Source organism: Lacihabitans sp. CCS-44, from assembly GCF_024343735.1.
Lineage (GTDB): Bacteria > Bacteroidota > Bacteroidia > Cytophagales > Spirosomataceae > Leadbetterella.
The window spans coordinates 61356-75205 of sequence record NZ_RJUE01000063.1; the positions used below are offsets into that span (position 1 = coordinate 61356).

9 protein-coding genes are annotated in these 13850 nt (G+C 35.7%); 3 read left to right on the top strand and 6 right to left on the bottom strand.

The window, feature by feature from the left end; translation table 11 throughout:
- Window positions 1-140 precede the first annotated feature (140 nt).
- The 6 genes from EGI26_RS19195 to EGI26_RS19220 all read right to left on the bottom strand — a co-directional run bounded on the left by EGI26_RS19195 (window position 141) and on the right by EGI26_RS19220 (window position 6969).
- Window positions 141-833 carry a hypothetical protein gene (locus EGI26_RS19195; protein ID WP_255080692.1) on the bottom strand — a complete coding sequence of 231 codons (693 nt, stop codon included), beginning with the start codon at window positions 831-833 and terminating at the stop codon, window positions 141-143.
- Window positions 834-993: 160 nt separating this feature from the next.
- On the bottom strand, window positions 994-3177 hold the full coding sequence (locus EGI26_RS19200) for a TonB-dependent receptor domain-containing protein (protein WP_255080693.1): 2184 nt from the start codon (window positions 3175-3177) through the stop codon (window positions 994-996).
- 81 nt (window positions 3178-3258) lie between these two features.
- Window positions 3259-3819, bottom strand: a complete 561-nt coding sequence (locus EGI26_RS19205) for a hypothetical protein (RefSeq protein ID WP_255080694.1) — start codon at window positions 3817-3819, stop codon at window positions 3259-3261.
- 211 nt (window positions 3820-4030) lie between these two features.
- Window positions 4031-5431: a hypothetical protein gene (locus EGI26_RS19210; protein WP_255080695.1), complete on the bottom strand. Its 1401-nt coding sequence runs from the start codon at window positions 5429-5431 to the stop codon at window positions 4031-4033.
- 313 nt (window positions 5432-5744) lie between these two features.
- Window positions 5745-6101 carry a DUF2379 family protein gene (locus tag EGI26_RS19215; protein ID WP_255080696.1) on the bottom strand — a complete coding sequence of 119 codons (357 nt, stop codon included), beginning with the start codon at window positions 6099-6101 and terminating at the stop codon, window positions 5745-5747.
- Between the two features lie 592 nt (window positions 6102-6693).
- Window positions 6694-6969: a hypothetical protein gene (locus tag EGI26_RS19220; protein ID WP_255080697.1), complete on the bottom strand. Its 276-nt coding sequence runs from the start codon at window positions 6967-6969 to the stop codon at window positions 6694-6696.
- An 872-nt stretch (window positions 6970-7841) separates the two neighbouring features.
- Here EGI26_RS19220 and EGI26_RS19225 point away from each other — a divergent pair.
- The 3 genes from EGI26_RS19225 (at window position 7842) to EGI26_RS19235 (ending at window position 13848) form a co-directional block, all read left to right on the top strand.
- Window positions 7842-9902, top strand: a complete 2061-nt coding sequence (locus EGI26_RS19225) for a site-specific DNA-methyltransferase (protein WP_255080698.1) — start codon at window positions 7842-7844, stop codon at window positions 9900-9902.
- Between the two features lie 12 nt (window positions 9903-9914).
- Window positions 9915-12716, top strand: a complete 2802-nt coding sequence (locus EGI26_RS19230) for a DEAD/DEAH box helicase family protein (RefSeq protein ID WP_255080699.1) — start codon at window positions 9915-9917, stop codon at window positions 12714-12716.
- Between the two features lie 238 nt (window positions 12717-12954).
- Window positions 12955-13848 carry a CorA family divalent cation transporter gene (locus EGI26_RS19235; protein ID WP_255080700.1) on the top strand — a complete coding sequence of 298 codons (894 nt, stop codon included), beginning with the start codon at window positions 12955-12957 and terminating at the stop codon, window positions 13846-13848.
- The last annotated feature ends 2 nt before the right edge of the window (window positions 13849-13850 follow it).

Consider the following 13850-nt stretch of genomic DNA (forward strand, 5'->3'; position numbering starts at 1 on the left):
TTTACTAAAACAGCCATAGACTTCAACCTATTTTTTTATTTCTAATTGCCTTATTTACTTTTAACTTTATCGAAATCAAAAAAATAAGTGAAACTATTCAGTTTCTAAGAAAAGCTAGTAATGATGGATTGTAGATTTGCTTAACATATAAGCAATAAGCGGTTGGTTTTTTCTTTTGGGGCACGGTGTACACAGGGTAGAACTTTACTTTCAGGATGATCAATCGCCAACCTCCATAGGTGGCCTAGTCCTAAGCTTGTAAGGTGTGCTTTGGGTTTAGCTTGATAGTGCAAATCAAAGAAATTTTCAACTAAAAAAGATTCAAAACCCTCATCATCTCCACCATATAGTTTTTTGAGTTCATCAAGAATTTCAGGTATCAATACTTTTTTTATGGCATCTGAGTTTGGTAATATTTCGCTCGGATCGCCATAGTAAGTACACAAAAAGGTGTCTGCAGGTACAGGTGAACGATCTACATGAAACGAATAAACATCTGTTGGGAAAAATGGATAATCCTCATCTCTATCATAATTTTTGATTAAGTTAAGAACAGGAGCAGCTCCATGAGCAGTCAGTAGTGTCAAATCATTTAAAAGAATTTCACGGGCAAGCTGTCCGTCAAAGCTCAGCGTAAGGTCACGAAGTTCTTCCTCGCTTATTACAGTTATGTTTTTGTTCAGCTCTACCTTATTCACGATCTCAGCAAAATCACCTATTAGATTACGTCTCCAACAAATAGCATTTGTTTCACCTTGGAATGGCTTTGATACGAGGTCTTGAAAATGTCCGACTTGTAGAATTTGACGGTCAGCATGAGATAATTTTATCATAGTGGCGAAAGTACGAATAAAATCAATTTAGGAATTTGAAGTAGTTAAATTTAAGCTATTATTTCTTCCAAAGGATTTCGGGTTTTTCTAAATAGTTTAAAACAATTACGATAATTACATTAATAAGGGGAAGTTTTTAAGAATTTCCTCACCTTATAGTTTATAATTTAGTAGAAACACTCAGACTGAACCCTCTACCATCTGATGACCAAATACCAGGACCTGGATAAAACTGAGGGCGTTTGGTAAAATACATTTTATTCAAAGTATTGTTTAGATTCGCCTTTATCAACACCATATTGGAAAGTCTGTATGAAGCATTTAAGTCTAAAACACCATAAGAGGGCACCAAACCAACGCTTCCATTTGCACTTGGTTTTTCGGTATTCAGAGCATCTGAGTAGCTTTTGGCTGTATAGCTATATAATGTGGTAAGACTAGCTTTTTTGTATCTAAGAGTCAGCCTGTTTCTTGATATAAGCCTTGGTGTACTTTCCACAAAATTGCCTTCAATATCCATATTTTTTTCACCTGCTCTCACAGTAGCCTTCTGATATCGGGCATCCATGATGGAGGTAGAACTGAATACAGAAAAGTTCAGCTTGTTGGTTATTTTACCATAATACTCTACAAAACTTTCAAGTCCTTTAGTAAAAGAAGTACCGATGTTGGTTCTAAGAATCTGGAAATTTCCGTTCTCGTCGGTTTGAGCCAATGTGCCTAATCTGTTTTTGTAAAGCAATTGAAAATAAGTAAATTCTACCTTCCATTTATCAAAATCGCCTCGATAGCCAGCTTCTAAATTATACCCAAACGCATCTTTTAGATTATCATCAGACTTCTCAAAAACAGAACCTGGAATGATGTCTTTGAATATCACAGGACGAAAAGCCTGAGAAAGGCCGGAATAGAATTTTTGATTCTGACTCAATTTATATTCGCCACTCAAGCCAAACAATGGAAACTTATGATGAATCTCATCAGGAAATTTACTCGAGTCATAGTAACTTATGGTACCACTCATCTGAGATTCACCAGACTCTAGCCTAAAACCGGGGTTTAAAGTAAGTCTTTTACCGATAGCCAGATGATTTTCGAAGAAAATAGCCAAGTTTTGGGTTTTAAAATGCAAATCTCTACCCCAGTTGCCTATTATACTCAAATCATAGTTAGAACCAGTGGTGCCTTTACCTTGCTGACGGCGATGTAGATCGTTGTTCATATACTGTACACCACCAACTAAAATTGATTTTACGCTTCCAATATTATAGAAATGCAACATCCTAAGCTCATTGGTATAGCTGTGATAATTATCAATATCCACTTGCCTGTTGGCATATTGGAGCGTTTGCGAGTTGATTTTATCCACGATATCAGCGGTTTTGTCAAACATCACGCTATTTCTACTTCCTAAAACCGCCGAACTGACAAAAGAGAACTTGGTTCTGCCAGAAAATTGATAGTTCAAGCTGATGGAAGGAACATAGATATCTGGACTATAGAAATTTCTGGACCTAGTAGCCATTCTTGGATTGGCATAAAACATACTGTCATTTACTTGACCGGCCAGTTGAATTACATATTTCGACTTTGAGAAATCAAATTTCGCACTCAACTTATCAGTCATTTGGTAATTGACAACCACCGAAAAAGCCTCATAGTCGGTTCTAGAATTGTCTCTGAAACCGTCAGAGCCTCTTTTGCTATAATATGCGTAATAATTGATTTTGCCTATTTGCCCGCCAACGGCGTTATAAGTGCTCAAAAGGCCGAATGAACCCATACTATTGATGCTTTCAAGCGAAAATTTACGAGTAGAATCGCCCGTCTTACTGATATAATTGAGCATACCACCAAACTGTGATCCATATTGGAGCGAGCCTGTTCCTCTTAATATTTCAATGTTTTGTACCGCCTCCATCGGCATCGAATAGTGGCTCGCTGGGTAACCATAAATATCCGTATTAGTTACTACACCGTCTTTTCTAACATTAAATTCCCATCCTCGATGTGGATCGAGGCCTCGTGTAGAAATGTTTACTTGGTTACCTGTGCCATCCATGTCATAAACAAATACCCCCGGCACTTTTGCAAAAATCTGTCTTGGCGTTTTTTCAGCAATATTGGCATCTAGACCAAGTACATTTATAACCTCAGTTTTTTTGCCAGAATATAAGTAAGTCCCCTTGGTTTGCGGTAAAGAAAGGGCATTGAATTTGTTTTTTTGTTCGCTCACATCAAGAGCTTTGAGGTCAAAAATCTTTGTAGAATCTAGAACTACCTGGCCAAAAGATTTTAGACAGATCACCAGACCTAACAAAGAAAAATATATCGTTTTCATCATTAAGTTTTGATTTTGAGTATTTTAAGAATGTTTCAGAGATTGTGCCAAATCAAAAAAGACTGATTCAGTACAATGAAAATATTAAGAAACTTTCAAAACAGGAGGCAACTTCCTGGCTTCAGGTTCAGGGTTTTTATAAAATGAAGCAACATAAAAGTATTTTTGAAGTTGATAATCATTCCAAAACCAACTATTTAAAATCATCTTTCCCGTGAAATAATTTTTGGATATTTTCTTGAAAAACTCTATGGTTTCTTGAGAAGAACGATTCTTTTCTTTTGAAAAATCAAGCGTTAAACTATCGCTAAAATTTCGAGCAATTTCCAGAACGTTTTCGCTTGTATAATTTACTTGTATATAGTAGGTTAGCAATGTGTCATTGCGGTATTCTACCTTTTGCGATTGGTAAAACTTTCCTTCAAAAATAGCAGTTTGACCATTAGGAAAATACCTTTCAAAACTGTTGCTGTAGGGAAGCGAAATTTGGTATTTATGAATCAAACTATCTCCTTTTATTTGTATTTGTTGGTTGGGAACAATCGTGTTTTCTGACTCCCAACTACTCAAAAAGGTCAACAGCATAAAACCCGCAACATGTAGTAGCAACAAGCCTAAAAACAATAAAGAGGAGAATTTTCTCAACAACTAATCAATAGATTTTAAGCACAAAGATACGATTTTCAAAAAGTAAAAAAATGATTATTGGCATCTTTAAGGTTTATTAAAGGAGTAAACCGTTAGGAGTTACTCTTTAATAGGTACAAAGATTTTAACTAATTTCTGTGATTTTATATGACGATGTGATTGGCTAAGTTCAATCAAAATGGTTGCATTTTGTTCAGTAGTGTTAGCCTTATTCATTTATTAGTTGGACAATCATATTCGAGTAAGCATTGCTTCCCCAAAACCGCATAAGTGGGTTATGAATGCATACACCATTGAGTTTGATGGTATGTGTACCCGCTCCGACAGTGGCCAAGTAAGTTCCACTTATGGTAGCCCATTCGCCATTCGGAATATTCTCTGTAAAACTCATCTGATATACATCGTTGAGAAACACTTGAACAGAGCCTCGGGAGAAACCGCAAGCAAAACAAGCAACAGACTCAGTGTCAATGTTGAAAGTGAGCAAGAGTTTGGCATTTCCTGTGACAGTGAATGTATGTGTCATGTTTGGCAGATCTATTCCACCACCATTTTGGTCGTCTTCAACAATCGCAGACTGGAATTTTTGTTCTATGTTATTGTAAAACGAATATGGAATTTTCCACTCAGGAATGGCATTGGCACCTTTACTTGTAAGTACTTGCCCATTATTACCCATGTTGCCATTTACGGCAATGGCACCATTGGCTTTAACAGAAAACCTATCGGTAAAAACACCAGCAGCATCATAACCAAGCGAAACTTGGGCATTCGGATTGTCTGAGTAAATTTTTAGTTGATTGCCACCTACTGCAAAGCCTACATCACCTGTGGCACCTGGATAAAGCGTTATTTTCTTTTCTAAATATGGCCCAAATGCCAAAGGTGCATTGGGGTTATGGTTGGCTATTCCTACCCTGCTATTGACTGCATCATACGTAAATCCCCACTCTCTAGTACCTCCATAAAATCCGATATTTTGATTATTTTGGGTACCCATAAAACCCAATGGAGCGGTATTGTCGCCGCGATATAACCACACACCAGGCCCATATGCAGGATTGTTGGGTACAGTTCCGTTTCTCAAAGTGATTCGGCCTTTTAGCAACATGCCTTCTCCACCAGTATTATAAATGGTCATTCTTTCGTTGAAAGAATTGCTACTGCCGGAGCCAAACGAAATATTGTCTGAAGGCTGATTGGCATACATCTGCAGCAAGCCTCCTTGAATACCAAACCCATAGTGAGCACCATTGGCGTCACCCCAAAGAGCTATTTTGTTTCCCGGCGTACTAGCAAAACTTAATGGAGCTGTTGGTGTGCTTATACCTATGCCTACTTGACCATTGCTGTAAGAAATATGAGAGCCATTTGTCGCCCACTGATTACCAGAGCTGGCTTCCTGCCACGACGTACCGTCATAGTAATTAAATTTGTTGCTATCGGTGTTGTAAATCATTAAACCTGATGCAGGACTTGCTACGCTGTTTCTTGTAACTGTCGACATTTTCGGAATCAAAATTCCCCTATCGGGTTCTATACTTAGGTTTTGGGCAAATAGCTCTGAATTGAAAAATAGAATAAAAGATAAGATGGTTAGTATCTTCATGACTTAAATATTTAATTGTTGATAATTAAATCTTTACCAAAGATATTATAATAATTTATTCAACAAAATGTAACGGTTTTGAAAATAAACGATTGGTAGAATTCTTTGTGTGAATGGTGCAGAAATACCTGCCAAGTACTTGTCTATTTGAATGAAGGTTTAGTAGTATTCTAATTGTATTATCTTGATCTAAGGAGGAGGAATATAGTTTGGGTATTCTGTTTGGTGAATAGATAAAAAATTCACAACCATGTAAAAAAACTAATAATAGGAGAACAAAAAAAGGTCACCAAAATGGTGACCTTCCAAAGAATTAAGCTGCGGCACTGGCTTGAATAACTCGCTTCGGTTTTTTCCTGAGCGATTTCTTAGTGCCTCCTGCCATCTGATACTGATTGGAGTCTTTGCCATACTTGGCACCGACACCTATGAGCATCCGCTCCGAAAAATCTTTGAGAACCGTTTCTTTTTCAGTGATACGGTTTCTCAATTCACCCAAAAGAGCCACTTGGGTGTTGAATGTATTTACCAAAGTGTCCACTTCTGAAATGGCAACTTGGTAACTTTCTACGGTAAGACCATTTCCAAGGTCTAAATCGGCCGCTATCGATCGCACTCCCGCGATTCTTGTAATAGCAGAGGTCAGAGTACTACTCTGAGTCGTTTTCATTTTAAATAAAATTTAAAATGTGATTTTTGGCCTCGGAACTTGATAAAACTCAAATAATGACATAAATTGAAATCGCAAAATTTATTCTATGTCATTGGGCCTCTCCTTTTTAGGGGAGGCCTTTTGATTTTTATGGTAGGCCCGAGAGCCTATCTAACTGTTAACCAGTTCTATCTCAATACTGTGCGAGCACAGTTCTTCCTGGTGGGTTCGCTATTTAAGGGCAAACTCGCCAAAGTTTTTTGCTTCTGACAAGGTGGGCTTCCCATTACAAAATCTAATTTGGGATAAATTAGATTTTATGAAGCCTTGTCTTTAAACCCAATAAGGTTTTACTAATTCAGAGGACGAAACAGGCAATGCCTGAAAAAAAATACTTATAGGTAGGGTTGTTTTGATTTCTTCTCTACAAAGCTAAATAAAAATCAAGGGAAAAACCAAAAAATGTGATTCTTGAATTCATGGATCATAAAAAGTATGTTTTTTTAATTGATTAAAAATCAATTGATTGTGTTTTTATTAGTTCATTTTCTGTGGAAAAGTTTTATTTATTTTAGATTTCGTTTGTATTGAATTGTTTAGAAGTTGTTTATTAAAGAGTTCTTGATAAGGAATCATTAAGTTTATCAACAAATAAATTTATGTTTTCAACTAAGTCCTTTTTGTGATTCTTGTTTTTAAGAGATATTTCCATCAACAGGATCTTCTTCATTGTCATGTTCATCATCTTCAAGAATAATTGAATTATCTTTTCTACGTCTGGAGATTCAAACTTTTTTTCAACCTGACTAATCTGCATGCAAATCTTGTATTCTTTCTTTCGAGTATGAAATTCCTTTTCAAAAAAATCAATAACAAGTTCAGGCATTATTTCAAGGTTTTGTAGTTTTAGCATCTAAAGCTCAAAAGGTTCCTTAGATCATTTTCTAAAAAGTAATCTTAATACTCGCCTATTGAATTTATTTTCGAATGAATCAAGGTATTTAGAAAAAACATTAATTTCTGCAATTCAAGGTATATGTTTTATAAAGCAACGTATGTGTCTTTCTTTGTAGCGTACATGTTTTGTAAAGCAACGTATGTGTCTTGCTTTGTAAGGTATATGTTTTATAAAGCAACGCATGTGTCTTTCTTTGTAACGCATATGTTTTGTAAAGCAACGCATGTGTTTTGCTTTGTAAGGTACATGTTTTGTAAAGCAATGCATGTGTCTTGCTTTGTAACGCACATGTTTTGTAAAGCAATTTATTTTGCAATCAAAGTTCGGTGTGGTTGAATCATTTCTTTATTGTGTGGAAATCAAGATGTTCTGTTTTTTTTGTAATTTTTTACGCACAGAATCTTGTGTCTACATCCTATCCCTTTGTGGATTTTGTGTCTTCTTTGTGCTTCTTTTGGAATAGCCATTTCACGGAATTCAAAAGTGGATGATGAAAAATTCATAAATTCTTATTTAAATATCACTTAAACCGTACTGAAAAATGGTTAAATTATGCTTAGTATTGCACAAAAAAACTCTTAAAACTATCGATTAAACCAAAGCGTGTAAGAAATATTATCAGCGTTTAGCTTAAAAATCCTGTTTCCAGAAACTACCACTTTCAGAAGAACAACGGGAAATGAAGCGATAAACGCCTGCGGTCAAGCGTGGGCGTTGCTTTATTTTGTTGTTCGGGCTGTGGTAGGCCTCTGGAGACGAATAAATGCGACGTTCCACGTTTTTTTATTTGTAATGACCGTATGACTAAATTAAAAGAAACCCTGCTCGACCTCCTCAGAAAAGATGAAAGACTGTTTGACGAAGAGGGAGAACTCAAAGAAAATCTGCTCAGGGAACTCATTGACCAACATGACCCTCAACTCATTGAGCTACTGTTAAACGACGAAACCGCCCAACAAAAATTCTTCGTACCTGTCGGTAAGGCTATGATTTTCAAAGGCAACGACCTTAAGTTTTTTGTAGACGAAAACAAACTGGACAATAGCTACACCCAATTTGAAAACAAAATCGGACTTAAAGTTGGAAGTAGACTACTGAGAGAATATAGGGATGTGGTATTGAATTTTCCATACAAAGACTGCGTGTTGGAAGGCGGACAAAGCACCGAGGAGGGTACAGATTCCTATTTTGAATACAACAAAGAAGCAGGCGACTATGATGAAAAGAAGGCTAGGCGAAAAGAAGTATTTTTTAACCAAATATTGGCTAAAGACGAAATAGACCAGCTTTTTGAGCCCAAGGCATTTGCTAAAGTACGGAAGTATCAAAAAGATGAGAATGACAGCATACTCGAAAGCGAAGCTAAAGAATTTTCCAGAAACGAAAATGGTGATATAAAAGATAACCTCATCATCAAAGGCAATAATTTACTGGCCTTGCATAGCCTGAAAGAGCAATTTAGAGGAAAAGTGAAACTGATTTATATTGACCCACCATATAATACGGGCAATGATAGCTTTGCTTATAATGATAATTTTAACCATTCTTCCTGGTTGGTTTTTATGAAAAATAGGTTTGAGGTTGCGAAAGAGTTATTAAAAAATGAAGGTACAATTGCCATCAGTATTGATCACAATGAACTTGGATATATGATTGGCTTACTCGATGAAATTTTTGGTAAAGAAAATAAAAAAAATATCATAACGATAAAACGTAGTTCAGTATCTGGAGCTAAAGTTATAAATCCTGGTGTTGTAAACGTTAGTGAATTTCTAGTATTCTATTCAAAAACTCCAAATGTTTGGACGCCCAATAAAGTTTTTCGGTCAAAGGATAGGGACGATCGATATAATAATTTTATCATAAATATAGAAAGCAATCCTGAAGACTGGAAATATCAAAGTGTTTTGGATGCTTTTTCGATATTCAAGGGAGTTCAGAAGAGTAAATTAAAAAATCAACTTGGATCTGAGTATGAAGTCGAATTAGAGAATTTTTTTATCGATAATAAAAATCGAATTATTCGATTTGCAGGGTTGGACGATAAAAGTATATCTGAAGGAGTTAAAAAGACCAAGTATTTATCAAAAATTGATACCTCAAAAACGTTTGTATTTGAGAGAGAAAATCATAATAATTACTATTTATTCAATGGCAATGCAATTTTATTTTTTAAGGATAGATTAATTAATGTTGAAGGTCAATGGAAATTTGGCGAAATGATTTCAGACATTTGGGATGATGTTTTACCAAATGATATACACAACGAAGGAAACGTTACACTAAGGAAAGGAAAAAAACCTGAAAGGCTTCTAAATAGAATATTGGATTTGTGTTCGAATGAAGGAGATCTTATTTTAGATTTCCATCTAGGAAGTGGTACAACAGCTTCGGTAGCACATAAAATGAATAGGCAATACATTGGTATTGAGCAATTAGATTACGGTGATAATGATTCCACAATAAGGCTTAAAAACGTAATAAATGGAGAGCAATCAGGCATTTCAAAGACTGTAAATTGGCAAGGTGGTGGTTCGTTCATCTACTTCGAACTTGCCAAAAACAACCAAAATGCTTTTGAAAAGATAGAGGCCGCAAGTTCTTACAAAGAATTGGCGACGTTTTTTGATGAAATGTATGAGAAGTATTTTCTGAATTATAATGTCAAAATCAAGGATTTTAAAGAAAAAGTATCACAGGAGGCCGCATTTAAAAGTCTTTCATTGGTAAGGCAAAAGCAGATATTTGGCAAAATGCTAGATCTCAATCAGCTCTATGTCAATCGTTCTGATATGGAAGACGGCCGCTTTCAACTCAGCGAAAATGATATTGTTGCCACCAATAATTTTTACGGTATCTAATCCCACATTACAATGAATCTTTTTCCTGAAAAATATCTGTTTGAAGAAATTAAATTAAAGGCCTATGAATTAGGCATAACCAAACTCAAACTTTCTGACTATGGCTATATTACAGACAATCTGAGATTTCCGCTTTTCAAATGGCAGGAAGATGCCTTGCTTAATTTTTTAACTTACGAGGCTATCAAAGAAGCTGAAGAGGATAGTGGTGCGACACACTTGTTGTTTAATATGGCGACGGGAGCAGGTAAAACGCTCGTAATGGCGGCTACAATTTTATATTATTATAAGAAGGATTACAGGCATTTCATATTTTTTGTGAACCAAAACAACATAGTGGGCAAAACTGAAGAAAATCTTTGTAACACAGCCCATAGCAAATATCTATTCCAGAAAAACATTGTCATAGATGACCGCCTAGTTAATATAAGACAAGTCAATACTTTCGATGACTTCAGCGACGATATTCAGATAAAATTCACCTCCATTCACACCCTCCATAATGATGTGTACAAAGTCAAGGAGGATAGTGTATTTTTAGAAGACTTGCAAAAACGCAAAATTGTAATGCTGGCTGACGAGGCCCATCACCTCAATGCAGACACCAAAAAGGCCAAGATTAACCAGCTTGATTTTTTCGGGGCTAATGAACTTAAACAAAATGCAGGTCAAGATGAAATTGAAAAAAGTTGGGAAAATACGGTAATACATTTACTTCTGCATAGAGGTAAGCCCAATCAACAACACAATGAAAACGTTTTGCTTGAATTTACAGCTACTATACCTGAGCATAAAGAGATATTAGCTAAGTATTTCAGAAAAACCATTATCAAGTTTGATTTAAAAGATTTTCTGAAAGCTGGTTACACAAAGGAAATCAATCTGGTGTCATCAAGTTTTGACAAAACCAAAAGAATTTTACAAGCTCTACTATTTAATTGGTATCGTCACAAAATAGCTTTGAAATACAATATTCCTCATTTTAAGCCAGTCATATTGTTTCGTAGCAAAACCATAGATGTGGCCGATAGCAACAATTCTAAGGAAGATTATATTTTCTTCAGGAATCTAGTGGAAAATTTGAGTGTTGTTGATTTTGACTTTCTGAAAGAAATAGATGAACATAAGTTTATGGACATCACAGAAACCTATCAAAAGGGACAAAGTCGTATTATAGATGTAAAGAGGTATTTGGCAGAAAATAGCTTGCAAATCAGGGAGATAATTGATTACATTCAGTATCATTTTGCTGAACACAATTGCATTATTACCAATTCGAAAACTAACAAGTCTAAAAAAGAACAAACAGATGCCGAAACAGAGCGGCTTCTCAATAGTTTGGAAGACAAAGAAAATCATGTAAGAGCCATTTTTACGGTGCAACGACTTACGGAGGGTTGGGATGTACAGAATCTTTACGACATTGTAAGGCTTTATGAGGGTCAAAATACAGGTGGGTCAAACAAGGGAAAAACCGGAGGAGCCACCACTTCCGAAGTTCAGTTGATAGGTCGAGGAGTGAGATATTATCCATTTGAATATGAAAATAAAGAAAGAAACTGCAGGAAATTTGACAATGACCTAAACCATGAACTGAGAGTATTGGAGGAGTTTTATTTTCATAGCGATAACGACGAAAGGTATCTCAGCGAACTCAAAAAAGAACTCAAAGACAAAGAGTGGCTCAGCGACAATAAGAAATTGAAGACATTTAAGGTTAAGCAGCCTTTTTTAAAAGAGCCAGCCTATCAAAATATTTTTGTTAACACCCGTCTTGATAACCCTAAAAGAAAGAAAAGTACTTTAGAAGAAATACGGAAAGATTTTAATTTTGAGTATAGAGTAGGTGCATTTAATCTCAATGAAACCGCACTAAATCTGGAACTAGGAGAGACTGACAAGACCAAATATGCTACTGTGGCTAGCGAATTAGGTACTTTGAAGATGAAATTGAAAGAATTTGATTTGCATCTAATCCGAAAAGCCATCAATAAAGTTTCGGTCAAAGAAAATGCTGTTTTTAGATTTCAGAATCTCAAAAATGAACTTAATATCAATTCCTTGGATGATATATTAAAGGAAGAGTTTTTGGGTGCATTTCCATTAAATCTTAAACTTCCTGTAGAATTGTATTCCCAAATATTGGAAGCAAAGAAAGACCTTTCCATAATCGAAGCTGATGAATTATTAAGAATCCTCATGAGGTTTTTTGAGAAAATTGCCTCAGAGCTGAAGCTAATTTCCAATCCTTATATTGGTTCTGAGTTCGGGCAAATTTCACTCGAAAAAGTTTTTGGTACTCCCAAAACCAAATCAATTATTGAGGATGAAAGAAACAAAGCGTTGGAATCATTAATTAAAGAAAAACATTGGTATGTTTTGGATGGATTTCATGGCACTACTGAGGAGCAGTCACTCATAGAATTTTTAAGTGGTATAATAGGCAACTTTGAAAGTCAATATGAAAAAGTATCGCTGCTAAGGAATGAAGAGGTTTATAAAATCTACGATTTTGAGCAAGGCCGTGGCTTTATGCCAGACTTTCTTTTGTTTTTGAAAGAGAAAGAAAAGAATCTACATTACCAAATTTTTATAGAACCCAAAGGCGACCAATTTAAGGATGCCCAAGGTGATTTTTTTGGCTCTAAAGAAGGCTGGAAAGAAGTGTTTTTGAGACAGATAAGTGAAAAATATGGAAATGAAGAAATAATTAAAGCTGAAAATAAAGATTTTAAATTATTTGGCTTGCCTTTGTACAATAAGAAAAATGAGACTTCTTTTTATTCTGAATTGGAAGTGACTTTGGAGTTGTGATTTTCTTCAGCTACCCTGTTGTATATTAAGCCTACTTAAGCCATCCGCATTTGTTCGATTGGTGATTTTACTCATTTAGATTTACCTTTGTTTGAAATTGTAAATTCATAAATAAAAATTACAAGGGCTGGTCAGACTCCTAGATAGAAACTCTACAGTTTTACAATGTAGGAACTTATGCTGTTTTAGGAAAAATGAGGCCACGAAGATTTTAGAACCGCATTATTATTTTCAGAAAATGAAACCAAAAGAAACCATTATAAAAAGAAAACAGTTTGAGTCGTTCATCTGGATTGACATCAGCCATCCAGATCTCAACAACCTCAACAAGTTGGCGGAGGAATATCAACTGGATTATTTTCAGATAAGGGATAGCCTAGAGCAAGGCCATTTGCCGAAGTTTGAAACCCACGGCGACTATAACTTTATGATATTGAGGGCTTTTACGGCAAATGTGAATGATAGAATTACCAATGTCAGCGAGCTTTCGAACAAAGTGGCGTTCTTTTTTAATGAAACCAAGCTCATAACGGTACATAGAAACGAGTTTGATTTTCTTAACAAACTTGAAGTAAACTGTAAAACCTCTGAGGAACTTTTGATAGCTATCATGCACAAGATGATAGATACCTTTGAGGAGCCATCTAGTTATTTGAGCTCACAAGTGGATAATTTTGAGAAGAACATTTTCCTAAAAAATGATGCTAAAATCTCGTTAGAAGATTTGTATTATCAGAAATCCCAAACTCGGATTTCGAAGAAACTTTTGCAGATAACTCAAGGTGTAATCAACGAAATGGTGGTAAGTCCAGCATCGAAGTCGGCTTTGCAAGACATAAAGGATAGACTGTTGAGCCTGATACTTACTTATGATGAGGTAGCAGACGACTCCGTGAACCTCATGAACACGTATTTGTCAGTCAGTGCCCAAAAAAGCAACGACGTTATGAAACTACTGACTATTTTCTCTGCTTTCTTTTTGCCATTGACATTCATAGCGGGTATATACGGCATGAACTTCGAAAACATGCCAGAGCTAACTTGGCAGTCTGGATATTTTCTTACTTTGGGTGTAATGGCTGCTGTGGCCGTGGTTATATTTGTGTGGTTTAAGCGTAAACGAATCATCTAAAG

Bases quoted from the DNA above. Each gene is read 5' to 3' on its own strand.
- EGI26_RS19225 (WP_255080698.1), top strand. From the start codon at position 7,842: ATGACTAAATTAAAAGAAACCCTGCTCGACCTCCTCAGAAAAGATGAA.
- EGI26_RS19230 (WP_255080699.1), top strand. From the start codon at position 9,915: ATGAATCTTTTTCCTGAAAAATATCTGTTTGAAGAAATTAAATTAAAG.
- EGI26_RS19210 (WP_255080695.1), bottom strand. From the start codon at position 5,431: ATGAAGATACTAACCATCTTATCTTTTATTCTATTTTTCAATTCAGAG.
- EGI26_RS19220 (WP_255080697.1), bottom strand. From the start codon at position 6,969: ATGCCTGAACTTGTTATTGATTTTTTTGAAAAGGAATTTCATACTCGA.
- EGI26_RS19200 (WP_255080693.1), bottom strand. From the start codon at position 3,177: ATGATGAAAACGATATATTTTTCTTTGTTAGGTCTGGTGATCTGTCTA.
- EGI26_RS19215 (WP_255080696.1), bottom strand. From the start codon at position 6,101: ATGAAAACGACTCAGAGTAGTACTCTGACCTCTGCTATTACAAGAATC.
- EGI26_RS19235 (WP_255080700.1), top strand. From the start codon at position 12,955: ATGAAACCAAAAGAAACCATTATAAAAAGAAAACAGTTTGAGTCGTTC.
- EGI26_RS19195 (WP_255080692.1), bottom strand. From the start codon at position 833: ATGATAAAATTATCTCATGCTGACCGTCAAATTCTACAAGTCGGACAT.